Genomic DNA, 25,446 nt, shown 5'->3' on the forward strand with positions numbered 1-25,446 from the left:
GGCGGGCGCGGCGGCGGCCGGAGCGGCGGTCTCGGCCGGGGTCTCGTCGGGTTCGTCCACCGGCGCCGGATCGGTGTCGGTCGAGTAGACGACCGCGGCCTCGCGCTCGATGTTGAGCACCTCGACGACGGCCGTGCCGAAGCTCGGCAGCTTCAGGGTCTGGCTCGCCAGGTTCGCCACGGTCGGCGTCGCGCCCAGACCGATCTCGACGAACCGCTCGACTCCGAGGCCGCCGTTCGAGGCATCGGTGAACAGCAGGTCCTGTGTCTCGATCCAGCGCACCGGGCTGGCGAACTGCCACGCGAGCAGCTCGATCAGCACCACCCGGCACAGGTCGGCGGGCCGGGCCGCCCAGCTGTCGAAATCGGCGAGCACCGCGGCCAGCGGCTCCGACGGCACCAGGTCCGCGATCTCCTGGACGAACGCGCGCTCCAGCGAGAACGGCCTCGGCACCAGGTTCGGGATGTAGCGGCCGACCAGCACCTCCGGCTGCAGATCCTGAGGCAGCAGCTGCTCGAGCTTCTGCCGGAACTCGGGCACGCCCTTGCGCAGCACGGTCGAGTGGAACGGCACGTCGATGCCCGGCACCAGGATGAACGCCCTCTTGCCGCCGAATTCCGCGCGGCGGCGGTCGATTTCGACCTCCAGCGCGTCCAGGCCCGCCACTGTGCCCGCGATCGCGTACTGCGAGCCGCGCAGGTTCAGGTTGACGACCTCGAGGAACTCGCCGGTCTGCTCGGAGATTTCGCGAACGAACCCGATCACGTCCTCGTCGGCCAGACCGATCTGCGAGGGCCGGATGGCGGCCATCCGGTAATCGCTGCGGCCCTGGGCATCCCGCGGCACCAGCTCGTGCATCGCCGAACCGCGCTGGAACACCACCTCCAACACCGCCTCGAGCGGCAGCACCCCGGCGACGGCGGCGAGTGCGTTGTACTCGCCGACCGAGTGGCCCGCGAGCATGGCGCCCTCGACGAACGCGCCCGCCTCACGCAGCTCGGCGACCTGGGCGACACCGAGGGTCGCCATCGCGACCTGGGTGAACTGCGTCAGGTGCAGCACGCCGTCCGGGTGCCGGTGCTCGACGCCGCGCGCCTTGAGGTAGGTCGGGTTGTCGCGCACCACGGCCAGGATCGAGAAGCCGAGCGCCTCGCGGGTGTGCTTGTCGGCGCGCTCCCAGATCTCCTTGGCCGCTTTGGACCGCGACCGGGCGTCCAGACCCATCCCCTTGCGCTGGATGCCCTGCCCCGGGAAGGCGTACACGGTCTTCGGCGCCTCCGTGCGGCCGGTCGCGGTCATCACCAGATCACCGCCTGTGCGGCAGGAGATCTCGACGATCTCGCTGCCCGCGTCGACAGCGATCCGCTCGACTCGCACGTCGATCTCCGCGCCGGGACGCACCATGCCGAGGAATCGGGTGGTCCACGCGGTGAGCGTGCGTGCGGGAATCGAGCTTTCTGGATCCACCGCGGACACCGCGTGCTGCGCGGCGGCCGACAGCCACATGCCGTGCACGATCGGGCTGCCCAGCCCGGCGAGCTTGGCGGCGTTGTCGCTGGTGTGGATCGGGTTGTGGTCGCCGGACACCGCGGCGAAAGCGTGCATGGCGCGCGGTGCGACGAGGGTGACGTCGCGGCGACGGCGGCGCGGAGTGTCGGTGGCCTGCGCGGCCGTGCCCGCGGCCCGCGGCGGATCGGCCAGTTCGCCCGCGCCGTTGCGGCCGCGGATGGCGAACCGCTCGTTGAGCCGGGCCAGCGGCACCACGTCCAGGCCCTGGTCGCGCATCTCGCCGACGGTGACCTCCACCTCGACCACGCGGCCCATGTCGGTGTCGAGCACCGACGTCGACTCCGCGCGGACCACGAGAATGCTCGTGGTGGCGGGCAGTTCGCGCAGCAGCTCGATCCGGTGGTCGAGGTGCACCAGGTCGAGCATGCCCTCGATGACCGAGCGCGCGTCGCCGGTGCGGGTGGCGCCGAGCACCGCGAAAACCGCGGGCCAGCAGGCGCCGACCAGCACGTCGGGCACGGTGCGGCCCAGGGTGCTGAGCGAGGCGGGCAGACCCGAACCGGTGACGCCCGCGTGGTCGGCGATCAGATCCGGAGTCCAGGCCAGGTTGACGTGCGCCACCGCGCCCTTGACGTCCGGCAGCGACTGGCCCGCGGCGACCGCGAGCAGCGCCGCCATGGCGGCCTCGGCGTCGTCCTCGGTGATCACGGGCGCGCCACCGTTGTAGAGGGACGCGGGCACGGTGATCCGGATGCGCACCGCGTCGCTGCGCAGCAGCGGGACGGTCAGCTCGACGTAGGAGTGGTCGTCCTCCGGACCGGTGGTCTCGACCAGAGTGGCTCCGGTGCGCGGGTGCACCGCGCCCTTGCCGTCCACGGTCCACTCGGACAGGTCGCCGAGCCGGTGCACCGGGTTCACGGTGGTGCGGCCGGACCACTGCACGTCCGGGGCGGCCAGCACCGCGTCGATCGGGCCGCTGGTCACGCCGGCGGCGCGGCGCGCGTCGACCGGGGTGGGCACCACGCCCGCGCGCACCAGCGAGTAGGCGGTGTCCTGTTCGAAGCGGTCCAGCAGCTCACCGACCGGCTCGTCCACCCGGGTGATGCCCGCGACGGCCACGGTGCCCGGGATGATGCACACCTGATCGGCCGAGTAGCGCGGATCGTGCGCCTGCCACAGGGAATCCGAGCGCCACCAGCGCCGCACGTCGGCGTCCACGACCGGAACGAAGTTGACCGGCTTGCCGGGGATCTTGCACAGCGCGATGAAGAACGGCACGTCGGCCGGGTGCAGGAGGGTCTGCGCGGCGGCCGGGTACTGCTGCTTCAGTGTGCACAGCGCGTCGACCGGGCGCTCGAACGCCGTGTCGTCGGCGAACAGCGTCGGGATCTCGCCGCGGTCGGCCGGATGCAGCCGGGACTCGGTGCGGCGCACCATTTCCGCGAAGCGGTCCCGCCAGGTGATGTCCAGCCACACCGAACGGGTGGCGTCGAGGATGGCGTCCCCGAGGTCGCTGCCGCAGTCGAAGTCCTTGCGGCGGTCCAGGCCGACGGCCAGCTCGACGTAGCGCTCCAGCCAGTCGAGGTAGGTCATGGTGCCGAGATCGCCGAAGTACGGCTTGGCGGTGCCGTTCAGCGCCGCGATGATCTCGTCGCGACGGGCGGCGACCGCGTCGGCGTCGCCGGCGACCTCGTCGAGCAGACGGCCCGTGCGCGAGGCGGCGTTGTCGATCTCGTGGATGTCGGCGCCCAATTGGCTACGGCCCGAGGCCATTCCGCCGGACGCGGTGCCCGCGCCGACCCAGTCGGGGGTGCCGGGGGTGTCGACGAGCAGCTGCTTCACCTCGGGCGCGGTGGTGGCCTCCAGCGTCGCCATCGCCGCGGTGCCGACCAGCACGCCGTCCAGCGGCATCACCGGGTAGCCGTGCGCGTCCGACCACGCGCCGGTGAGGTAGTCGGTGGCGCGCTCGGGGGTTCCGATGCCGCCGCCGACGCAGACCACCACGTTGGCGCGGTTGCGCAGTTCGGCGTAGGTCTCCAGCAGCAGGTCGTCCAGGTCCTCCCAGGAGTGGTGCCCGCCCGCCTTGCCGCCCTCGATGTGCACGATCACCGGGTAGTCGGGGACCTCGTCGGCGATCCGCAGCACCGCGCGGATCTGCGCGACGGTGCCCGGCTTGAACGCGACGTGCGAGATGCCGACCTCGGTCAGCTCCTGGATGAGCGCGACGGCCTCGTCGAGCTCCGGGATGCCCGCGGTGACGATCACGCCGTCGAACGGGGCGCCCGCGCTGCGGGCCCGCTGCACCAGGCGCTTGCCACCCAGCTGCAGCTTCCACAGGTACGGATCGAGAAACAGCGAATTGAACTGCACCGCGCGGCCCGGGTGCAGCAGCTGCTGCAGCTCGGCGACCCGGTCGGCGAAGATCTGCTCGGTCACCTGACCGCCGCCGGCCAGCTCGGCCCAGTGGCCCGCGTTCGCCGCGGCCGCGACGATCTTGGCGTCCACGGTGGTCGGCGTCATGCCCGCGAGCAGGATCGGCGAGCGACCGGTCAGCTTGGTGAACGAGGTCTCCACCACGATCCGGCCGTTCGGCAGCCGCACCGGGCGCGGCGCGAAGTCCGACCACGGGCGCGCCTGCTCGGGCGCGGCGCCGGGGGTCAGCAGGCTGCGCTGGCCGGGGCGGGTCGCGGCGGCCACGATGCCAACGCCGCTGCCCTTCAACGAACCGCCGGTGACCCGGCTGAGCAGGTCGCCGGGGCCCAGATCCAGAATCCACTGCGCACCCGCGGCGACCACGTCGTCCACGGACTGCACCCAGTCCACCGGATCGACGAGGATGGCCTTCGCGAGCGATCCGGCCAGCTCCTCGTCCAGCCCGCACTGCACGGCCCAGCCGGACACCATCTCGACCGTGTCGGCCAGGGCCGGGTGGTGGAACGCGACGTCGACGGACACGTCCTCGAAGACGGGAGCGAACACCCCGCCACCGCGCACCTTCGCGTCGCGGGCGCGGGTCTGCTCCTCTGAGATCTGCGCGCAGCGCTGCCGCACCCGCTCCAGCTGCGTCGGGGTGCCCGACAGCACCACCCGGCGCCGCCCATTGCGGATCGCGACCACGGCCGCGGCATCCGGACTCACACCCTCGGCAACCTCCGCGACCACCGCGCGCAACTGCTCGGGATCGACGTTCGATACCGCCACCATCGGCGACCGCTCGCCCAACGGCATCAGTCCGCGCCGACGCGCCACCAGGGTGCCCGCCGCGCCGATCAACTGCGCGATCGCCAGCAGCTCCGCGTCCCGCGCGCCACCCGACTGAACCGCGGCGGCGGCCAGCCTGCCCTGCGAATGCCCGACCACGGCGACCGGCTCGCGCTCGGCCGGATCGAGGCCCTGCAACCGCAGCGCCCGCAGCGCCGCCAGCTGGGTCAGCAGCACGCCGGGCATCGACACCGCCGCCGAACGCAGCACCTGCTCCGAGGGCGCGGCCGAGGTCTCACCCTGCTCGGCGTCGACAAGCTCGTCCTCGAGCATCCACGCGACCGGGTCGAATCCGACCGGCCGCACCACGAGCAGTTGTGCCGCAACGGGTTCCAGCAGCGCGGCCGCCTCGTTGACCAGCGCGGTCAGCTCCGGCTCCAGCGCGCTGTCGCGCCCGATCTCCTCCAGTTCGCCCAGCCACTGCGCGCCCTGCCCCCCGAAGGCCAGCGCGTACGGCGTCCCGTTCAGCAAACGATCGAGCAGAGGCGATCGCACGCCGGCCGCCTGTCCGGCAGTCCTGACCGCCTTCGCGCTCGCTCCGGTCCCGGTCTCGGTGCTCTCGTTGATCGTCAAGACGCTTCGACTTCCTTCTCCTGGCGACATGCCCGTTGTCGACACGCCGCTCCCTCGGGTGCGCGGGTCGTCCTCGACCTCTAGGCCTGATACGGGCGAGGATGGCACAAAATCATGAGGAAATCCTCACGTTTGGTCCGCGCATGGGCGCGTACGCTCGAGTATTTCCGTACTGCCGTACCAGAATGGCGAAAAACATGACTCGTCCTCATGTTTGAACACGCTGGTCCGTTGGGTTACTAACACGTATGAAACATGAGTGCCCCTCATGTTGGATGTTGCAGAATCGTTATAATCCCTGGTGGGGTTACCGGCCAGTACGACACTCGCCACAGAAGCTTCGCGATCGCGGTCAAGCCCGGTAGAGTTTGGACGGTCGTACCATCAAGCGCGAGTGGCGAAATTGGCAGACGCGCCAGATTTAGGTTCTGGTGTCCACGGACGTAGGGGTTCAAGTCCCCTCTCGCGCACAGATTCACGTCATTGACGTCACTTTTCGGTATCCGCGCGTTCGAGTGCGCTCGCACATGGAGGCCGACCTGTGATTACCCACTCCGACCTGCGGAAACATCTGGCATCGCTACCGGAATCCACCTCATCGATGGCGCACCAGTGGTTTGCTCGCAGAGGTGATCGGCCCCGTCGATCCGCCGCACTCCCCCCTCAGGAGCTCATCCACGGGCCAATGCCCGCGGCCCCCATCGCGTGAGTCGCCGACGACACCATCGTCTACGGCACGTGCCCGTCGGCGACGCAGGCCGCATCGTCGACAAGTCCGTCATGGCGGTCTCGGGCTGGATCACCGACACCCACCTCCGATCACCTCTCCGGACAACGGAGCACTCATCGCGCAACCGACTCTCGACGGAGCAGCCACCGTCAGGGAGCTCTTTGCGGCCAACCTGCGACTACCAGCAGCGGTGAATCAGTGACGACATCACGCACGCAACCGGCAGCCACCGTCGAAACCGTCGCCGCCGCAAGACTTTTGGTCATGGCCTTGGGTCCGCTCCGTCGACGCTCGTTCGTCGCACCCCTTTGCGCCCTTCGCCACCGACTCCCTCCGCCACGGAGAACGCGGGCACCCTCGGATTGGGCCACGGTGGGGAATGTGGCGGGCATTATATATTGGTCCCCGCGGCGACTTCTAGAGTTAGGCGAAACCGCGTAGACTTCGAGCAGGTCGGGACAGCATTTCGGAGTCCTATCATGATCGAAAGAAAGAATTCACACACGAAGTTCGCCCGGTTGGCGGCCGCCGCCGGCATAGCCGCAGTTGCCGCGATTCCGGTCGTCGCAGCCTCGGCGCAAGCGTCTACCGCGCAAGCAACAACGCCCACGTCTTCAACCCAGTTCGTCGACAGCCCCGGTTGGGGTCACGGCTGGGGTTGGGGCTGGGGTTGGGGTCACGGCTGGGGATGGGGTCGCGGCTGGGGATGGAGTCCCGGCTGGGGTGGCTGGGGCGGTTGGGGTGGCTGGGGCGGATGGGGCCACTGGGGTGGTTGGGGCGGATGGGGCGGCTGGGGTCGCTAGGTTGGCTTCTAGAGCCCGGTGACTGAGCCCGGACACGCACAGCGTGCCGGGCTCGGTTCATCGAGTACCGATCGTGTGAGGCCAGGTTCGACCACCCGGGCTGGAACTGGTGACGAGATGAAGATTGTGTGTATCGGTGGCGGGCCGGCCGGGTTGTACTTCGCTATATCGATGAAGCGGCGCGATCCGGCCCATGACATCACGGTGATCGACCGCGATCCCGCCGGGTCCACCTATGGCTGGGGCGTCGTCTACTGGGACGACCTGCTCGACATTCTGTACCGGAATGACCCCGACAGCGCCCAGGCGGTGCGCGCGGGTTCGGTCCTCTGGCGTGAACAGGCAATCCATGTGCGCGATAACCAGACCGCACATTTCGGGGGCTACGGATTCAGCATGGGGCGCGCGGCATTGCTCGACATACTTACCCGACGAGCAAGCGACCTGGGCGTCGATGTCCAGCACGAGCGCGAGGTCCACGATCTGTCCTGCTTCGACGACACCGATCTCGTCGTCGCCTCCGACGGCGCGAACAGCCGGGTACGGCAGCTGGGTAATCATTGTTTCGGCACGTCCGTCGCACTCGGCGAGAATCGATATATCTGGCTCGGTACGGACAAGGTCTTCACCCGATTCACCTTCGCCTTCGAACACACCTCGGCCGGTTGGATCTGGTTCCATGCCTACCCGTCGGTTGCCGAAAAGATCAGCACCTGCATCGTCGAGTGCCAACCGCAGACTTGGCAGGAACTGGGATTCGATTCCCTGGACAACCTGGAGAACTTGCGTGTTCTGGAGAACATCTTCACGCGCCTTCTCGACGGTCACTCGTTGATCAGCAAGACACGAGGCGAGTTCGCAAGGTGGAGCCGCTTTCCCGAGATAACCAACAAGACCTGGTATCAAGACAACGTGGTGCTGCTCGGCGATGCAGCGCACACGACGCACTTCACCATCGGTTCGGGCACCCGGTTGGCAATCGTCGACGCCGTCGTGCTCGCACAGAACCTGTACGAGCATGCCGAGATCGCCGACGCGCTGGAGAACTACGACGCGCAGCGGCGCGCTGCGCTGCGCCCGGTACAGGCCGCCGCCCGTGCCAGCATGATCTGGTTCGAACACGCCGACCGGTATCTGGACCGCAGCGCCGTGCAGTTCGCCTATGCGATGGCAGCTCGGCACGGGCCACAAATGCCGTGGCAATACCAGCTTCACCTGCTCACACAGGTACCCACTGTGCGAAAGATCCGGCGTGCCATCGACTCCGGACAGCGATGGCGGCGGGCTGCCCGACGGGGGGAACTCGCAATGACACTCCCCACGACGCCCACCCGAACCGATCCCGACCGATAAGTAGGTGTTCTGATCCCCGCACAAGCCGGGCAGCAACTGTTCGACTACTCGCCCGGTCTGCCGCCATGGAGCGAAACAGAAACACAGCGGTGTCGACGACGTGGTTCCAATTGTGTTGGCGCCCTGCGAGATCCCCAGTGGTGGTGATCGATGAGTGTGCGCACCCTGCTGATCGACAATTACAACTCGTTCAACTGATCTGTTCGATCTGCGCGGGGGCGCCGTGGCTTCGGCTCCGGATTGGCTGGGCCGATGGTTTCGCGGATAGCTTCAACCCGGATGCGACCTGCTCGTCGGAGGTGAGTGGGCGGATCGCTACGGCGGATTCGGCGTCTGCTGCGGCTTGCAAGGTAATGGCTGCGAGTTGGATGCCGAAGACTCGGCCGAAAGCCTTTTCAGCACTGCGGTTTTGCGTTCGATTTCCTTGAGCTTTTCGCGTCGTCGGCCTTCAGGTCGCCGACCTGGTTGCGCCAGCGGTAGTAGATGGCTTCGGAGACTTGCAGGAACCGGCACACCTCGGCCACGTCAGTGCCATCGGCCAGCAGCCGATCGGCCTCTGTCGACTTCCGAACCACCTGCTCAGGCAGTATGCCGCTCCCGCGTCACCATCACTTCGTCGAGTCTTACCACCCACGACATGGGCTACAAAGGCTCTCACACATCCGGGACCGAACCACAGGAGGCGACCATCGCCCTCACCTACGTCCGAGCATCCATCGAAGAGACAACAGCCGTAGCAGCCGCTGCAGAGCGCTTTGATGAATCCGCCATCAGTTCTACCGACGCTGGTCATACTTGGAGGCATGGGTGGGGTCGACGCTACAAGTTTCCGAGTAGCACTCGTCGCGGCTACAGACAAGGCGACGATCCAGGTTCTGATCGGTCTTGGTGACCGCTGCAAAGATACCCTCGGAATGCTTCCTCACGCCGTCTACCACGACGCCGCCGAAAAGGGCTGTCTTTTGGCGGCCTTCGACCGCGACGTGCCGATCGGGTACACCTTGTTTCGGCTGCCGCGCAACGAAGTTGTTCTCACCCATGTCTGTGTCGATCCGGCCTTCCGCGGCTGGAAGATCGCGCGACTGCTCGTTGAGAAAGTGAGCAGCCTCCACCACTCACGGCAAGGGATCAAAGCCAAATGCCGCGACGATTACCCCGGGATCGAGCGGATCTGGTACGGACTCGGCTTTTGTCCGCGCGCTAAGGCACAGGGTCGCGGCATCGACAAAGCCGACATGACTATCTGGTGGCGCAACCACGGGCATCCCGACCTGTTCACGCCCCCGGACGAAGAACCCACTGTCGTACGAATAGCGGTCGACACCAACATCCTCCTGGACCTTCAGGCACCAGCAAGCACTCCACGGCGAAAACGATCGGAAATGCTGCGCGCCCAACACCTCGACGCACGCATCGAACTGATCGTATCCCCCGCGCTCGAGCGTGACATCCAACACCGAGGCATCGAGTCCGGCGACCAGCTGGTGAAGTTTGCCAAAACCTTCAGACGGCCCAACCGATCCGCGAAACGGGCCAGCGAACTGTTCGACATGATGCTCGCGAACGTCCAGATCCGGCGACCCGATTTTCCTCGTACAGACCAGGACACCGCTGATCTGTGGCAACTGGCCGAGGCTGCGGCATGCGGCGCCCAAGCACTACTCACCTGGGATGAGTGCCTGCTCAAAGATATTGCTCCGATCGCACTCTCAGCTGCCGCATCGGAGTTGGCACGCATGCGGGTCTTGGACCCTGATCATCTGGAGATCCGGTTGGATGAACTGGCAAACCGCCTGGCCTACAGCCCAAGTTCACTTCACGGCAGCCAGTTCACCACGGCGCATGCCGGCTCGGACGCCCGACAGTTACTGCAACCTCTACGCGACTCGGACAACGGGGAAACCAAGGCGAACTTCAACACTCTGCTTCGTGCGGTCGCACAGAAGATAGCAACCTACCGGATTGTCCGGGCACCGGACGCGACCGTCGTCGCTGCGTACGGAACCATAGCCCAAGACCAGGCACTCGACGTTCCATTGTTTCGAGTTGCCGACCACCCAACCGCTGAGACGTTGACCCGACAACTGCTGTGGATGCTGCGCCAGCAGGCATTGACCTCCGGGGCATCCGTAGTTCGACTCACAGACGAGTACATGTCGCCGACCACGCGGCGCATCGCGGAAACCGAGTCCTATCGGAAGAGCGGTACCGTGATGTACGCACTGGTCATCGACACTATCGGCACTGCACGCGAAGTCACCCATGTAGTCAACAACAGTCTCGCGCTACATCGATTGCAAACAACCACCCTCGTACGTCCACACGAAACAGCCACCACAGCGGCTCAGTACGAGCGACTGTGGTGGCCGGCCAAAATCACCGACAGCGACTTGCCGCACTTCATGGTCTCAATCACTCCCCGATGGAGCGCAGATCTATTCGGAGTGCCGGAAACACTCACTCCACGCGACTCCCAACTCGCCCTGGGACGACAACACGTCTATTACCGCAGCGGCAGACGCAGTTGCCTTCGCGCGCCAGGTCGAATCCTCTGGTATCTGAGCCAAGACAAAAACGTCCGAGAAGGGCTGATCATCGGCACCTCGCTGCTCGATGACATACAACGAGGAACACCAGAGGACCTGCATCGCGAATACAGCCACTTCGGCGTATTCGGTCTTCACGATATCCGCCGCGCTGGCGGCGGTGACTTGGCCGAAGCATTGCTGCTGTCGGACATGGAGCTATTCCGCAATCCGATTCCGCGCTCCACCTACGACTCGATCCGCACTCATCACACAGGTCCCCGTGTGCCTCTCGCGCCGACGAATATCTCCTCCGAACTTTTCGAAGCCCTGTACCGTCACGGCAGGCCGAGCCGCTGACACGTTGGGAAAATCTCCGGCTCCAGCCTCGATCCGGGGCACCGGGGCTAAGATCACAACGTGATGACTGCGACCGGAGACAACACCGACAGGACAGAGATGCGGCCACTGGTGCTGTCTCTCAAGCCGCGCTTCGCCTCCGCAATCCTCAATGGAGACAAGACAGTTGAGCTACGTCGCCAACGTGTCGCCGCACCCCCCCAGACACAGCTCATTCTCTACGCCAGCGCTCCGGTCATGGCCGTGGTCGGTGTAGCCCTGCTTCTCGATAGCGAAACCGATACCGCCCAACTAATCTGGCGACGACACAGAAGGAAGCTCGGATTGACCCGAGCCGAGTTCGATACCTATCTGTGCGGTAGCCCAACAGCGACCGCACTCACCCTCGGGTTTCCGACGGAATTGCCTGACCCCCCTTCACTCGCGATGCTGCGTGCAGAGTCAGGCTTCCACCCACCACAGAGCTACCGCTATCTGCATTCCGGCGATCACCAGATACTGCATAGCGCAGCCGATCATTTGATGAAACGACTAGTCTCGTAACAGTGGCGCCCCGGTTGATCTTGAACTAAGGCCTTGGGGATGATTCCTCTTGTGACAGAAGGAAATTCAACCTAAGTGCTTGGACCCAACGGGCACGGCTGCGAGAGGCGGTTGCGGCGCGACAGAATCCTGCGCTGATTCGAATGCTGTCCCGCTACTTCGGGGCTGTCGCCCGACCTGGTCGAGGAGCTGGCGGTGTGGCTCGATCGGGCCGGAGGGACGGCAGCACTGCCCGCGATCAATCGCAGGGGGTGCTCATCGGTGGCGGCCAATCGTTGCCCTCAAACCAGATGGTGCGAGCACTGACCTCCTGACCGAGCGGCGGCGGACGACGCACACTCCTTCCATCGCTCGCGCGGTTCACGCCGCTGAGTCGGCGGACAGCAGCATCGTCGCCAACTCCGTGTCAGCTGTCGAGGCGGCGAATCCATTGCTGGAGGTCGCCGCTGGGGACTGAGCGCGGCTCGTAGCCAGCACGCTCGAAGAGCCGCTGACTCGCGAAGTTCTGAGTATCGATGTTCGCGGTCGCCAACACAGCGCTCACACTGCTTGCCCTCGCATCTTCCAGGATGACATTGCGCACCTCTTCCAGCGTCTGGTCCGCTACCGTCCCACCCTGGCCACGCACAGCCGTACTGACACCGACTACCCCGATGTGAACAGAGAACCCCGCGGCCGAAACTTCCGGAATCAAGTGAGCGACTGCAAGGATTTCGTTGCTGGCGCGCGACCAGCCGACTACCAACAAACTGCCCGACTGGAAGCAGCGTGAGCTCTGCCGAATGAGGCGTTGCGCAGCCCATTCCCACGGCTTCGGATGAGGTAACCTTCGCCCCTGTGGCGTCTCAGGATGCGGCTCGGTACACGAAAACGCCTGAAAAGGATGGCTTTTCACCTCTCGGCGTTCGGTGATCGTGTCCCAGCGGATTTCGGGCGGATTCACTCTGCGGACTGGCTATCCGTAGCCAGCCAGTCCTCCAGATCAGTACCACTCGGGCGCGCGCCAAGCACCCGCTCGTAGTCGTCATCGAACTCGCTGTCATCGTCGGGTTCGGGAAAGTCGATCTCATCCACCGGCACATCCAGCACCCACGCAAGGTACACGGGCGAGGCAGCACCGGCCTCGACCCGACGCTGGAGCGCATCGACCAAGGCCGCGGGAAACACGCGGGCGGCCGACTGTTGCTGACGTACGATCAATTGCTTCACACCACCGATCGCCCCCTGATCCTCACCCGCATTGGCGCGAATCAGATCCGGTGTGCTCCGCTTCAGCGCAGCAACCACTTCGGTGGACACCGACACTTCCAGCGAGGCTAGTCGATTCCTCAATGCCTTCGTGGATACCCCTGTTTGCCACAAGAATTCCGCCACGCCGGGCTCGCTCATCCGCCGCCAATCCTGCTGGACAATCAGGTCCTCCGGCAGGAGCAACTCCGCCGCGAACCGGTCTGCAGGCGCCTCGTCTCCCTCCCCCGGCTCGGAGTCACCCTTGTGATGTCCGAGCGCGAAATGCGCCAGCTCATGAGCCAACGACCAGTTGCTCCGGAACCAGTACGGCGTAGTCGTGAGTATGATGACTGCCCGGGCACCGATGCTCAGTGAATAATCGGTGGTCAACATCGGCAGGCGAACGACATCCACACCCAGCCGATCCTCGACGACCGCGCCGTACTCCCTCACGAAATGCCGACCGAGCACCTCGCGCATGGCCTGAGCGCTATCGGGTAGCGGTTCACTTGGAGACGGCCCATCCGGGAAGGCCGCAGCATACGTTTCGGCCACCTGACTGAGTAGCTCGTCATCGCGCGGACGTCCCGGGTTGACCCGAAGACGCTGACTGGCGTCCCAGCTGTGCCGAGCAGCGATCCTGACACGATGCGGATCCGCTTCGCCGGTGACCAGCCAGTAGAGATCGGTGCCGAGCTCGTCGGCGATCCGGGCAAGTTCCACGGATGAGAACCCCCGCTGCCCGTTCAGAGCTCGCGACAGGGCGTCAGTCTTCATACTGGTTCGCTCAGCGAGCTGTCGCTGGCTCAATCCGACCGGCATGAGCGATCGAATTCGATCACCCACCGCCCGCAGCTCGTCGTCCATTCCTCCAGCCTAGCGGTCATGTTGGGAATATCCCAACATTCTGCATACCCAATTCATCGGAGCATCGACCGACCTCATCGGAGCGCGATGGCCAGCCCGAGTAATGCTAGCGATCGCGTTCTGACCGGGACGAAGTCCGACGATCACGGCTCCGCGTGCACCGCGTGTACTAATTGCTGGGGCAGCTGGGCGGGAGTGGTCGGTCGAGGTGCTGGAACGCGCAACTGACCGACAGCGCCGATGGATTGCGCCCATGCATGGATGGCGTGTACCTGCGCAACGTCTGCAGACTCGCAGATGCACCGTCAAGTCAGCTTCCGAAGCCGCCGATTGTCGCCGGGACAAGGGCAGCCCTCGACCGGTAGCCGCGCCACAGCCCCGTCGAGGTCTCCAATCGTTCGAGCTCCGGTCATCGACCACGGTCTACCGCGACACGCCGCGGTGCAATGTGTCACGATGCGGCCCCGAGGTCAGAGGGAATTTTGCGCGTAGCGTGACACACAAACACTGCAGCAGGGCCGCATGATCCCTGAGCATCGCTCGACTGTCGTCGAAGACGCGCCGCCCCTCGTGTTGCGCGCCGAAGTTCCGCGGCTGCATCTCCGATGCGGGTGCCCGAGAACCGATCGCTTACGGCACTCCGATCAGAGCTCGGCCCGGAGTCCTGCCAGGACGATTTTCAGTCCGTCGCGGAATTCGATTTCCGGATCTCCGGTGGCGGCCGCGTGGGCGATCTCGATCAGTCGGGGGAATCGGTCGGCAGGTAGTTGCGCGACGCGATCGGTGGCAGCGGCGCGGTCCCCGCCGGCGGGTGCCGAGAGGGGGTTGGTGAATTCGGCTTGGGCGAAGCCGGTCACGAAGCCGGACACCGCGCGGAAGGCGACCAGCAGATCGAGCCCCGATCTTCCGGAATCGGCGAGGGCCTGCAACAGCGCCTCTGCGGGTACGAGAGTGGGGATGTCGAAGGTGCGCCGGGTCAGGATCAATGGGATAGCGTGCGGATGCGCGCGCGCTGTACGCCACATGGCCTCGGCGATCGCGGAAACGCGCGTCTCCCAATCGCCGCCCGGGTCGGTCCACTGCGTCTCGGCCATCACGGCCTCGGTGACCAGCCCTTCGAGACCCTCGCGACCATCGACGTAGTTGTAGATCGTCATCGCCCCCGTCCCCAGTTGGGCGGCGAGGTTGCGCATGGTGAGACCTGCGAGTCCCTGCTCGTCCACCAGTGCCAGCGCGGCCGTCTGCAGTTGCTCCCGGCTGAACTTTCTGGGCGCAGGCATGATCCTCCCTTGTTTAAGTACGTCGTACGTGATTAACTTGCGCTCGTTCACGTACAACGTACCTAAACGGAGGGTCGCATGACGATTCGCACCACATTCCCGTCCGGAGCAGACGAATGCACGGCATGGCTGACGCTGCCCGAGGGTCCCGGCCCGCACCCGGCTGTCGTTCTCGTCCACGGCGGCGGCGCGACCCACGAGATGATGCTCGCGCAGTACGAGAAGTGGTTCTCACAGGCCGGATTCGCCGTGGTGGCCTTCGACTTTCGGTACCTCGGCGAATCGGGCGGTCAACCGCGCCAGCTGGTGAGCCAGCGCCGCTACGCCGAAGATGTCGACGCCGCACTGGCCTTCGCCCGTTCGAGGCCCGAACTGGATCCGCACCGGATCGCACTGTGGGGCACATCCTTCGGCGCCAGTCACGTCCTGGCCGCAGCCGCCCGCCACCACGATCTGCGTGCCGTGGTCGTCCAATGCCCGGTTTTCAGTGGACGTGCCGTCGTGTTCCGAGCCGGGGTACGGCATCTACTGCGATTCACGGCCCCGATCGCCGCCGACCTGACACGCGCCGCACTACGACGACCGCGCCGCTACGTCCAACTGGTCGGAGAACCCGGCGAACCGGCGTTCGTGACCCAGCCCGGCGCCCTCGAAGGATGGCAGTCGGTGACGCCTCCCGGATACCGCTTCGACAATCGGATCACGGCGGCCTCCGGCCTCGGCATGCTGTTCTACAACGCCGCATCCGCCGCGCCACGCGTACGCTGCCCGCTGCTGGTGTGCGCCTGCGAGCACGAGAACCTCATCGACCCCGCCATCGCCGGACGGGTGGCCGCCACCGCACCGGGAGCCGTCCTGAAGTACTACGACGCCGACCATTTCACCGTCTATCACCCGCCGGCGGTCGAGCAGATCGTCGCCGACCAGATCGACTTCCTGACTACACACCTGCTCGGGTCAGGGAGCCCGGGAACTACCAACCAATCAGGTGAGACGGTGACCGCCGTCGATATGTAGCACAGTCGCGGTGATGAACTGGTTACGCATCACCGCGAGGAACGCCTGGGCGATGTCGTCGGGAGTGCCGATGCGGCGGGCGGGCAGTCGCTGGGCCAGTTCGGCGAATGCAGCTTGCTTGTCCATGCCGAGTTGGTTCCAGATCGGAGTGTCCACCCAGCCGGGTGATATCGCGTTCACCCGCACCGGTGCCATTTCGATTGCCAGCCCGGAGGCCAGGGAGGCCAGCGCACCATTGGCTGCGGCCATGATCGTGTTCGATCCGTTCGGTCGATACGCGTTGATACCCGAAGTGAAGGTGAGCGATCCGGTCACTTTCCCGGCCGCATGCTTGCCGACCAGCCACGCGCCAAGCAGCTTGGTATCCAGGATGAAACGGGCTGTCTCGGTGGAGACCCGAGCGGTCGGGCCATACACACCGGTGGCATCGGCCGCGGTGACAGCCACGTGATCCACCTGCTGATCCCCGGCGAACAGTTCAGCGACGTCTTCCTCCCGGCTGATGTCGGCTCGCTTGGTCTGCACCCGGCCGTTCCCGGCTTGCTCCAGCTCCGCGCGCGCCGTGGCGAGCCGGTCGGCGGATCGGCCGACGATGGTCACATCCTCGCCCTCGGCCACGAGGACACGGGCGAGGGCGAATCCCATCCCGGAACCGCCGCCGATGATCATTGTCTCAGTCATGGTCCCAAAACTGCTCCCTCGCCGAAGGACTGGGAAGGCCGCGCGGTTCCTGGCTGTGATGCGGCCACCCAGGATCGCTCGACGGCAGGCACACTCGACGTATGAACGCAATGGCCGAGTTCCTTCGGATCCGACGTGGGTCGATCGGCCCTGCTGAGGTGGGCCTGCCGAACGGACCTGGCATTCGTCGGACCTCAGGGCTGCGTCGTGAGGAGCTGGCCGCGTTGGCCGGGGCTAGCATGTGATTAGTGGCCCCCTACCCGTTTGGGAGTGATTGCCATGGTGAAACCGCAGGTTACGGCCGGTTCCTCGTTGGAGTTGGATATCTATGCGCGGGTGTCGCGGGTGGGTGATGAGCGGCAGCGGTCCACCGGTGGGCAGGTCGATGACTGCACGGTGCGGGTCCAGGACCTGGGCGCGACCGTCGGGGAGGTGCATGTCGATGATGGGCGATCGGCATGGAACCCGAATGTGAAGCGGCCCTCGTGGGATCGGCTGATGGCGCGCCTCGAGTCCGGGGAGACGGGCGGGGTGGTGGTGTTCGACATGGCCCGGTTCTCCCGTCGCCCGATCGAGGGCGAGCGGTTGATCCTGGCCGCCGAACGTGGTCTGGTCGTGCTGGACAGCGAGGGCGAATACGACCTGGAAACAGCGAACGGCCGCAAGACTTTCCGTGACCAGCTCAACGCGGCGGCCTACGAATCGGACCGCCTGTCCTCGCGAGTGAAACGCGGCAAACGGGTGAAAGTGGCACGCGGGGAGTCGAATCATTCGCACCGCCCGTTCGGGTACGAGAAGGACGGGATCACGGTGCGCGAGTCCGAAGCGGCGATCGTGCGGGAGATGGTGGCCCGGGTGCTGGACAAGCACGCGGCGAACAAGGCCGAAACCGAAGCGGCGGACGAGGACACGAAAGCGGACGCAAAAGCAGACGCGGTCGGCTACAAGACGATCGCGGCGGATTTGAACCGGCGCGGGATCACGACCCGCACCGGGAGCGCGTGGAGCGGGGAGAAGGTCAAACGGGTGGTATTCAACCCGCGTTATGCCGGGTTCGTGACCCATCACGGGCAGATCGTCACTGCGATGACGAGCGCGAATCCGCTGATCACACCGCAGCAGTGGGAGCGGTTGTGCCTGCTGCGGGACACGACCCGGGTAGGTCGGCCCGCGACAGCGGACTACGCGTGCTCGGGGCTGGTGCATTGCGGGTTGTGCGGGCGGGGTTTGACCGGCCGCCCCCAGTACGGCCGCAACTACCCCGATGGCGAAGTGCGCCGCCGGTACTGGTGCCAGAAACGGCAGACCGGAGGCGGCTGCAACCGCGTCTCGGTCGACGTGCGGACCCTCGACAAGGAGGTGGGCGCGCTGGTGGTGGCGATCTTGTCCGATCCCCGCCACACCGACGCTCTGGTCGCCGCCGCGAATGATCTGGCCCGGCGGCGTCGCCCGATCGCGGACGCGCTCGCCGAGGCGCAGGAGACCGCGACCGCGATGTCGGCGCGGTTGGGCAAGGGCGAGATCAGCCTGGACCGCTACGACACGGTGATGGCCGGGGTCGATGCCCGCATCTCCAAACTCGAGGCCGAACTCGATGCCCTCGACGCCGAATACGACGTCGATGACTCCCCGACCGCGCGGACCGAATCCGCGCAGGCATGGAAAACCCACTGGGAGGACGCGGGCACGGCCGACAAACGCGCCATGATCAAACGTGCGCTGCGCGGTAAGCGCCTCGAGGTCGGCCCGGCCACCCCGGCGGGACCGGTCTTCGATGCGTCCCGGATCCGGATTGTGGACAAGAACCCCGCCCGCCCCGGGGTACAGGACGGCCCCGGGGCGGGCGTCGCGGGCGACGCTGGCACCGGGGCCGGGGACGGGGTTTCTGCGGCTTGACGGGGGCCGTCAGGCGGCGTTCGGGTACTGGCGCGGGTCGCTACTGGTGTTGGTGGCGGCCCGTTTCCGTGCCCGGACGCGGTCGAGGATGGCGGCGATGCCGTCGAGCTGGGCACGGTCGAGGGGTTCCCAGTCGGCGACGACCTCGCGCCAGTAGTCGATCCGCTCCGGGTCCAGCGGCACCACCACGGGCCGGTCAGGGTCGGGCGAGGGCGGTTCGGGTTCGGCGGGGTTTCCGGTCATGGCGGGTGGCTCCTGACGGTCGGGAGACGACGGGGTGTATTCATCTACTTCCGCCGAAATCGCCATTTCGGGACACCGGCCCCGTAGGTAGTTCGTCACACCGGGCCGAGCGCGCCCCGGCGAGGCACAGTCGGGCAGCACGCCGCTGTCGGCAACGAGCGCGAGCACGGCAGCGGCGGGCTGCGTCAGCGGTATGGGACGCGGCCCAACGCGCGAGCACGCCCCCAGACCAGCGCGACAGCAAGCAGCGAGACGAGAACGCCGAGCACGGACTACAGGCGGCAGGAGGCCGAGGCGAGCCGCTCCCGATCAGGGGGAATGCGAGACACCGCGCGGAGAGGTGGGCGTGCACGGATGTCTATACAGCAGATGTGTATAGACAATCCTGGGTGATATCCGCGCGGATATACCGCCGGTGACCAGCGGATACACCGGATGCGGGTGGGTCGTTTTGACTCCCTCACCGAATAGGGCACGCAACCTCACCACCGAAGGTGCCACGGAAAAAATCTCATCGCCTCACCCACCCATTCGCCCACTCGCGGCGACCAAGCGGTCCGCTGCCCCACCGAACAGCATCCGCCACGGTGGCACGGGGCACCGCCAGGCGAGACGGGGTAGCGAGCACCGAGCACGCGATCAGCGAGAACTCCGGCAGACACCAGCGAGCGCCGAGCACGGATGTCTATTCACTATGTATGAATAGACAATCCTGGATGACACCCACACGCGGATACACCGTGCGAGCTGCGGATATCCCGGGATAGAGTGGGGCCTTTTGATGACCCCCCGTATAGCCCCACGTACTTCCCCACGTATAACCCCACGGATTGACCACGGCCCGAAACCAACACCCCACCCTCGCAGCAACAAGACCGCTAACACAGTTGCGCTGGTCTAAAGTCTGCCCGGAATGTAATGGCTCCACGACGATTGCCGGTTGCCTGCACGGAGGTCATCGATTCGTTGCCGCAACCGGTGGGCGTGCTCAACCGAAGTTGTCGCCCGTCGGAGTGGGCCAGTTACCTGAACAAGGTCACGCATGTCCAGCAGCACCTGGTACCCAGACCACTGCGATAAGTCGTAGCCGTACTCCTCGATGAAGTTCCGAACCCAAGTCTCATCACGTCCGTACCGCACCGCGGCATGCCATGTCGGAATCAAGTCCACTTCTCGTGGGCCGATGCTGACCCAGTCCCAATCTCCGAGGATCGGCCGAGGTGGATTGATTCTATTGTCCCACAGAAGATTTCCTGCCCAGGCGTCACCATGGATCAGTCCGACGCCTAATGGCCAATCTAGTTCGGTCAGTTGCGTGCGAACCTGGTCAATTCGACTCAGTAACCACGCACGCTCGTCCTCGCTGATGACGCTCACCGTGCTGTCCACGAGAAGCGCTCCGTGCAACGATTCCAACGGCGTCCACTGTTGAAGTTCGATTGTCGGCGTGGGCAAGTCATGCAGCGATCGGAGAAGACGGCCAAGCTCCCTCGAGGTCAGCTCCGGGGTGTCGGCCACTTGTCGGTAGTACTGCCAGAATCCAACCGTGTACCCGTTGACTCGCACCGGTTCGACGCCGGAGAGCGGAGCCGTCGCGCCGAATTGGTGCTGCGCGGTCAACCATTCGGCAACTGCGTAGATCCGTCTCGGCCTGTCGACGTCCGCCTCGTTGGCGCCGACCCGTGCAACAACTCCGTGACGTGGCAGGACATAGACAGCGTTGCTCGAATGGTGGATCAGCTCCGCCCCGGCGGGATCGAGCCCGCAGACTTGGCACGCGGCGGAGAGCGCCGCGTACACCTCCAACGACATGCCAGCCCTACCCGACTAGTGCGACTGTGGATCGAAACTCGTCTTCGACCTGCTGAACGATAGCCAGATCAGCGTACGGTGCCAGACGACGACGGACAATGTTGATCAACTCGATACCGCGAGCGCTGGTCAGGCCGCGAGCAACACGCATTGTGTCCAGGAGCACCCGGCACGCTTGCTCGACCTCCACACTTTGGCCTGTTGCGGCCTCGTCGGAATCGGGTAGATACGACGCCGCCAGCGTCGCCGCTGCCAACACTTGCCGACGCTCCATCCCCGCAGAATCCGCCAGAACCACAGGCGCGCGTCGCTGTACATCCACAGCACGTCGCCCATCGTGCGCCACATACATGAACTCGGCCGACAACTGCCGGTCAGTGAAGAACCGAATCCAATCCGGCTCGTCATCCGGACGTGCACGGTTCAACCGCCGCTCTGCCTCCAGCATCGCTTGTGCGCCAGCGGTCATATCGCCATTCAGCGCATGCGCACGCGCTAACACTGCATTGCACCGCGCGGTACTGCTCGGTGAACCCGATTGCTCTGCCGCGCGTACAGCCGCCGCGCCGAACCACAGCGCCTCCTTCTTACGGCTAAGGTAGTGCGCCTGCATCGACATGTCCGTGAGGATATGCGCCCCCAGCGCGGCATTGCCGCCTGCCTTCGCAAGCCGCAGAGCCTGCCGAAAATACTTCTGTCCCAACCCCTGTCGAGCTGAATCGAAACACATAAAGCCGCTCAGGTCGCACAGCCGCGCCGCGACTGCATACAGCTCGGGCGCGGTACGGCTGTCGTAAGAGCCACGCAGCGCCGGTCCGACTACGTCATCGAGAAACCGCGTAAGAGTCGCGCGTGCGTAGCCCCCGCCGAGGTGGTGGTCCGCATTGGAGAACACGTCGCACATCGACCACATGACCTCGATATCGGCGTTGCCAACACGCCGATGGCTTTCGCCTGTGGCAAAGACCGGAACAGTCTCGTCCAACCATTCGCTTACAGGATCGAACGCGTCACAGCCGACCCATGGCGTGTTAGGCTCGTCCGCTACCAACGAAATAGTCGAATCGCTTTGTGGCGCTTGCGCATTCATGTCGACCCACATGCGTTCGAGGACACCGCCGGTCTCCAGCGCTTCGTCCATTCGCTGTGCGAAATCTCGTGTTGGACGCCGTTGAGCCTTCTCTATCTTGCAGATCAGCGAACCACTGTCGTGACTGACAGCGCCGAGCCGGTTCAGCGACATCTTCCGTAACAGTCGCCAGTGCCGCAGTTCCGCGCCGAAGAACTGTTGCGCCGACTCCATAGCGGCCAGCTCGCGCGGTTGTTGGGCCATCGCTTCATCCTCTTTGACCTGGTCGTTTGGGACCGGCTTCGGTGCAGCCTCGGATGCGGACAGATTTTCTGTCCGCATCAAACATATACCGACCTCCGTGCGGCTGGTCACAGACTGAACCTGCGTCCGATGCGGGGCCGATGCCGACTCCTACCTACAACATTTCGCAGCACTGAGGGGGCACGATGTCGAACCCAGATCTACCGGACCGGACACCGTTCGTTGGTCCGCCTATCCCATGGCCGGTTGACCGCCGTGCCGATGTGATCGAGCGCTGCAGGAACGCCCTACACGAGTGGACACCCACCGAGCCAACCTCCACGCAGCAACGCGACTCAAGGGATTGAACTCAATGGAGCACATACCGTTCGGGGACACCCCGTTGTCCCGCTGCCACTTCTACCGGCGGGTGTGCGATCTGCCCGCGAACATCGACCCACCTCAACTCGGCCGAATCGTAATGAAGGTCGAACATGTCGGGGCGTTGACTATGCCCGCACACCTTGGCCAATCCGTGAAAGTCCATATGCAGCAACAGGGTTCGAACCTCGGCCCGGTGGTATCTCATCCACGCCAGAACAGGTGGACATTCTTGGTACGGCCGGACGTCCCCGATGACGTCCGACTGTTCGCCGAGTTGTATCGCCTCGACGTCTCGGTAGTGCGAACCGGTGGCACCGTCGCTTTGCCGTCACCAGCCGACAAAGGCACGCAGTTCCGGCGCTGGATCGAACCGCCCCGCTGCACATTCCGGCCATCCGGACTTGCGGTGGTCGACGCGATACGTGCTTGCTCAGGTCGGTACCGGCCCGCGCGGAGGCGGACGGCCCATGTGTGAGCGTAGGTGCGCGCCGCCGATACAGGAGCGGCCATGAACACAAATACTCTCGCTCCCAGAGCAATTGGTGTTCTATCGCTTGAAGTCAGTGGCCCGCACCTGTTGCGGGACGAACGAGTGATCGCCGAGTTGGCGCAGCGACGCGGCTACACCCTTACGGGACTGGTCACCATCGGTGACGACACGTTCATGCCGACAGTCCTCATTGTCGGGACTGCACGCGGCAAGGGAGCGACAGCGGTCATCGCGCCGAGCATGGCCCACTTCAACAGCCGCGTCCGGGCCATCGCTGTTGCGTGCGACCTGATCACGCCAACCAAGTTCGTGGCCTGCACCAGCACCGACCGATTACGGGAGACGTCATGAGTGAACAGGCTTCCCCGCTACCAGAGGACCCAGACGTTCATCTGAGCGTGCACCTGCATGGTGCGCGGTTCGACTTCGCCGCATGCCTCACCGCCGCGCTCCTGTTCATCCAGGACTTTCGCGCTCACCACTACCCAGATGCGGTGCAGGTCATCCCTGGTGACACCGCTGAACTAACTAGGTTGCCCAATGAACGCCTCTATCTCGAGCCGTAGCCGCCCTCACCTCGACCGACCACACTCCCAGACCAAAGGCCAGCGGTGCGCAATGATCGGTACATCGAATTCCTTTGCTCATCAACAGAAATCCGAGGCAACCTACCTCGACGTGGCCGCCAACGACCACGGTCAGGAGAAGGGGCTACTCGTTCAACGTGCCCTTGCTCGGGTTGCCGATGCCGACCCGCACGTCATCGAGATCGGCCCCGGTGGCGGCGCGGCCGTCACGTTCCTGGCATCCCAACTGGAGGCCGAGCCCCGCGATGTTCGTCTCACCCTCATCGAGGCACCGGGCATAACGTCGCACACTCTCACCCAGGCCATTGACCGTTTCAATACTGTCGGTACGTGCGCACTGGTACGCGGGTGGGCGCAAGACATCGCGACGTTGGTCTATGAGCCCGTCGATGTCATCAGCGCGTCAGCGCTGCTACACGAGGTCTACTCGTACGGCGGTGCCTACAGCGGCGTGCACACGATGATCCGGACCTTCCCGAGTGTGCTGAAACCCTATGGGTTCTTCGTCTACCGCGACGTGTACGCCGTCGACGCGCCATCGCTGCACGAGCCCGCAGTCCAGTCCTACAGTGCCCCATCATGGTTGCAGTTTCTGCGCCTGTTCCTGCCGCACTACCTCCACCACGGCACCCACCCCTACCACCATCACGACGACGAGGTCATCGTCCGCCAGAACTCGCGCATCGTCGCCGCCTCGGAACTCGACCCCCGCGTCTGCGCCGTCATCCACGGCCCGATCGGGCTGTTCCGTGAAGCGCAACGCCACTACATCACCCTGCGCGACCACGTATGGCGTTCGGGAATCCTGGGGTTCACGCCCATACTCGACGGCCAACTCTCGGGGGACTGGATAGACTTCCGCACCGGCCACAAGCGCGTGCACTTCGCATTCACCGACAGCGCGTGGATGTCGACCAACGACCGCGCCAACATCCAGGCGGTCAGCGAATCCTACGGTGACCATCACGTGATCGACGGTGACATCTTCGACGCCGTCACCGATGTCGCGCTGAACCTGTTCCTCGCAGCCGTCGAACGCGGCAACAACGACTGCGGACAGATCTGGAGTAGCTGGCTCGAGCGCGAAGGCCGCGAAACCTACGCCTACCTCACCGCCGACGAGCTACTGACGGCATTCGCCGTCCACTCCGCCGAGACCGACACGGGCATGCCGTCCGTTCTCATGCCGGTACAACCCGCCGATGTCTTCGTCCGAGAACGGCATTACTACAACCGGTTCCTCGGCAAGAACCTCGCCAACCCACTCAGCGACGCCAAACAGATGGTGTTGTTCCAGAACATCCCCGTCACCGACTCCGAGGCCCTACAGCAGGCACTCGGAACGATCCGCCAACATTGCTCCAAACCCAGCCTTGCCCGCGTTCACACCGCCATCCACACGAGAGGATGATTCAACCCATGCACTTGATCGAGGTCGAGCGTAAACGCGAACTCCCCGACCCCAGTTCCCTCCGCCAGCGGCTCACCGAACTCGGATACCGCGAGGCCGGACACCTCACCGAGGTCGACACCTACTACAGCCGCCCCGATGTCGACTACATGAAAACTGTTGAGTGCCTCCGCATTCGGCAGCGAGATGGGTTCGCCGAAATCACGTACAAGCCACCGTCGAATGCCAGCACCCACAGCGACGCCGACGTGATCGCCAAACGCGAAACCAACGTGGCTCTCAGTAGTCCCGACCAAGCCTCATCGGCTAACCAACTGCTCGCCGCAATCGGCATGGTCGAACTCGTTCGCGTCGAGAAGGCTCGCACCATCTACGAGCATCCCGAACACGACGACGTCATCGTCGCTATCGACGCCGTCGCCCATGCCGGAACCTTCGTCGAAACCGAGGTCACCGCCGCAGACACCGACACCGCAACCATCCATCTCGAAGAGGTCGAAACCGAACTCGGCATAGCCGCTTACCCGGTCGTCGGCCTGCCCTACCGCGATCTCGTCATGGCCGCAGCCCACTAGGGTC

At 65.1% G+C, this 25,446-nt stretch carries 17 protein-coding genes, 1 tRNA gene and 1 pseudogene; 10 read left to right on the forward strand and 9 right to left on the reverse strand.

What is annotated here, in order from left to right; translation table 11 throughout:
- Window positions 1–5,343 (reverse strand): fatty acid synthase subunit beta domain-containing protein (locus NL1_RS17435; RefSeq protein WP_156094914.1); only part of this gene is annotated, 5,343 nt, incomplete at its 3' end.
- 388 nt (window positions 5,344–5,731) lie between these two features.
- Between NL1_RS17435 and NL1_RS17440 the strand changes: the two genes are divergently transcribed.
- Both NL1_RS17440 and NL1_RS17445 read left to right on the forward strand, forming a co-directional pair.
- Window positions 5,732–5,813 (forward strand) — tRNA-Leu (locus tag NL1_RS17440).
- Window positions 5,814–7,047: 1,234 nt separating this feature from the next.
- Entirely contained in the window at window positions 7,048–8,229 is a 1,182-nt protein-coding gene (locus NL1_RS17445; protein WP_218024443.1) for an FAD-dependent monooxygenase, read from the forward strand.
- A 375-nt stretch (window positions 8,230–8,604) separates the two neighbouring features.
- Here NL1_RS17445 and NL1_RS17450 read toward each other — a convergent pair.
- A pseudogene (locus NL1_RS17450) lies at window positions 8,605–8,838 on the reverse strand (transposase); the annotation flags it as partial.
- A gap of 194 nt (window positions 8,839–9,032) precedes the next feature.
- On the opposite strand from NL1_RS17450, the gene NL1_RS17455 reads away from it, so the two are divergent.
- Window positions 9,033–11,114, forward strand: coding sequence for a GNAT family N-acetyltransferase (locus NL1_RS17455; RefSeq protein ID WP_162272749.1), 2,082 nt, complete (start codon window positions 9,033–9,035; stop codon window positions 11,112–11,114).
- 60 nt (window positions 11,115–11,174) lie between these two features.
- Window positions 11,175–11,657 carry an ASCH domain-containing protein gene (locus NL1_RS36675; protein WP_218024444.1) on the forward strand — a complete coding sequence of 161 codons (483 nt, stop codon included), beginning with the start codon at window positions 11,175–11,177 and terminating at the stop codon, window positions 11,655–11,657.
- A 406-nt stretch (window positions 11,658–12,063) separates the two neighbouring features.
- On the opposite strand, the gene NL1_RS37675 is transcribed toward NL1_RS36675, so the two are convergent.
- The 3 genes from NL1_RS37675 to NL1_RS17470 all read right to left on the reverse strand — a co-directional run bounded on the left by NL1_RS37675 (window position 12,064) and on the right by NL1_RS17470 (window position 15,085).
- A complete protein-coding gene (locus tag NL1_RS37675) occupies window positions 12,064–12,600 on the reverse strand; it encodes a GNAT family N-acetyltransferase (protein ID WP_156094916.1) in 537 nt (178 codons plus the stop codon).
- Window positions 12,597–13,754, reverse strand: a complete 1,158-nt coding sequence (locus NL1_RS17465; protein ID WP_067840672.1) for a helix-turn-helix domain-containing protein — start codon at window positions 13,752–13,754, stop codon at window positions 12,597–12,599. Before NL1_RS17465 ends, NL1_RS37675 begins: the two co-directional genes overlap by 4 nt.
- Window positions 13,755–14,398: 644 nt before the next feature.
- Window positions 14,399–15,085, reverse strand: a complete 687-nt coding sequence (locus NL1_RS17470) for a TetR/AcrR family transcriptional regulator C-terminal domain-containing protein (RefSeq protein ID WP_218024445.1) — start codon at window positions 15,083–15,085, stop codon at window positions 14,399–14,401.
- A 27-nt stretch (window positions 15,086–15,112) separates the two neighbouring features.
- Here NL1_RS17470 and NL1_RS17475 point away from each other — a divergent pair, with 27 nt between their 5' ends.
- On the forward strand, window positions 15,113–16,051 hold the full coding sequence (locus NL1_RS17475; protein ID WP_067840675.1) for an alpha/beta hydrolase: 939 nt from the start codon (window positions 15,113–15,115) through the stop codon (window positions 16,049–16,051).
- On the opposite strand, the gene NL1_RS17480 is transcribed toward NL1_RS17475, so the two are convergent.
- Entirely contained in the window at window positions 16,019–16,732 is a 714-nt protein-coding gene (locus NL1_RS17480; protein WP_067840677.1) for an SDR family oxidoreductase, read from the reverse strand. The two genes, NL1_RS17475 and NL1_RS17480, sit on opposite strands and share 33 nt — an antisense overlap.
- Window positions 16,733–17,011: 279 nt before the next feature.
- On the opposite strand from NL1_RS17480, the gene NL1_RS17485 reads away from it, so the two are divergent.
- A complete protein-coding gene (locus NL1_RS17485) occupies window positions 17,012–18,628 on the forward strand; it encodes a recombinase family protein (protein ID WP_067840679.1) in 1,617 nt (538 codons plus the stop codon).
- A gap of 9 nt (window positions 18,629–18,637) precedes the next feature.
- Here NL1_RS17485 and NL1_RS17490 read toward each other — a convergent pair whose 3' ends face one another.
- From NL1_RS17490 to NL1_RS17500, 3 genes are all read right to left on the reverse strand, one after another.
- Entirely contained in the window at window positions 18,638–18,871 is a 234-nt protein-coding gene (locus NL1_RS17490) for a hypothetical protein (protein WP_067840680.1), read from the reverse strand.
- Between the two features lie 897 nt (window positions 18,872–19,768).
- Window positions 19,769–20,683 (reverse strand): aminoglycoside phosphotransferase family protein, encoded by a 915-nt coding sequence (locus tag NL1_RS17495; protein WP_067840682.1) that lies wholly within the window; start codon window positions 20,681–20,683, stop codon window positions 19,769–19,771.
- A 7-nt stretch (window positions 20,684–20,690) separates the two neighbouring features.
- Window positions 20,691–22,127 (reverse strand): helix-turn-helix domain-containing protein, encoded by a 1,437-nt coding sequence (locus NL1_RS17500; protein ID WP_156094917.1) that lies wholly within the window; start codon window positions 22,125–22,127, stop codon window positions 20,691–20,693.
- A 760-nt stretch (window positions 22,128–22,887) separates the two neighbouring features.
- Between NL1_RS17500 and NL1_RS17505 the strand changes: the two genes are divergently transcribed.
- From NL1_RS17505 to cyaB, 4 genes are read left to right on the forward strand one after another with little or no spacing between them, the layout of a single operon-like run.
- Window positions 22,888–23,220: a hypothetical protein gene (locus NL1_RS17505; RefSeq protein WP_156094918.1), complete on the forward strand. Its 333-nt coding sequence runs from the start codon at window positions 22,888–22,890 to the stop codon at window positions 23,218–23,220.
- Complete coding sequence (locus NL1_RS17510) at window positions 23,217–23,435, forward strand: hypothetical protein (protein WP_067840688.1); 219 nt, start codon at window positions 23,217–23,219, stop codon at window positions 23,433–23,435. Before NL1_RS17505 ends, NL1_RS17510 begins: the two co-directional genes overlap by 4 nt.
- 52 nt (window positions 23,436–23,487) lie before the next feature.
- Window positions 23,488–24,867, forward strand: coding sequence for a hypothetical protein (locus NL1_RS17515; protein ID WP_067840690.1), 1,380 nt, complete (start codon window positions 23,488–23,490; stop codon window positions 24,865–24,867).
- A gap of 8 nt (window positions 24,868–24,875) precedes the next feature.
- Window positions 24,876–25,442, forward strand: a complete 567-nt coding sequence (gene cyaB, locus NL1_RS17520) for a class IV adenylate cyclase (protein WP_156094919.1) — start codon at window positions 24,876–24,878, stop codon at window positions 25,440–25,442.
- Window positions 25,443–25,446: the final 4 nt, after the last annotated feature.

The sequence above is a fragment of the Nocardia lijiangensis NBRC 108240 genome (assembly GCF_001613045.1).
Lineage (GTDB): Bacteria > Actinomycetota > Actinomycetes > Mycobacteriales > Mycobacteriaceae > Nocardia > Nocardia lijiangensis.

Coding starts and splice junctions, on each gene's coding strand:
- cyaB (WP_156094919.1), top strand. CDS start 24,876: ATGCACTTGATCGAGGTCGAGCGTAAACGCGAACTCCCCGACCCCAGT.
- NL1_RS17445 (WP_218024443.1), top strand. CDS start 7,048: ATGAAGCGGCGCGATCCGGCCCATGACATCACGGTGATCGACCGCGAT.
- NL1_RS17480 (WP_067840677.1), bottom strand. CDS start 16,732: ATGACTGAGACAATGATCATCGGCGGCGGTTCCGGGATGGGATTCGCC.
- NL1_RS17515 (WP_067840690.1), top strand. CDS start 23,488: ATGATCGGTACATCGAATTCCTTTGCTCATCAACAGAAATCCGAGGCA.
- NL1_RS17475 (WP_067840675.1), top strand. CDS start 15,113: ATGACGATTCGCACCACATTCCCGTCCGGAGCAGACGAATGCACGGCA.
- NL1_RS17505 (WP_156094918.1), top strand. CDS start 22,888: ATGAACACAAATACTCTCGCTCCCAGAGCAATTGGTGTTCTATCGCTT.
- NL1_RS17510 (WP_067840688.1), top strand. CDS start 23,217: ATGAGTGAACAGGCTTCCCCGCTACCAGAGGACCCAGACGTTCATCTG.
- NL1_RS17490 (WP_067840680.1), bottom strand. CDS start 18,871: ATGACCGGAAACCCCGCCGAACCCGAACCGCCCTCGCCCGACCCTGAC.
- NL1_RS17495 (WP_067840682.1), bottom strand. CDS start 20,683: ATGTCGTTGGAGGTGTACGCGGCGCTCTCCGCCGCGTGCCAAGTCTGC.
- NL1_RS17465 (WP_067840672.1), bottom strand. CDS start 13,754: ATGGACGACGAGCTGCGGGCGGTGGGTGATCGAATTCGATCGCTCATG.
- NL1_RS17455 (WP_162272749.1), top strand. CDS start 9,033: ATGGGTGGGGTCGACGCTACAAGTTTCCGAGTAGCACTCGTCGCGGCT.
- NL1_RS17485 (WP_067840679.1), top strand. CDS start 17,012: ATGGTGAAACCGCAGGTTACGGCCGGTTCCTCGTTGGAGTTGGATATC.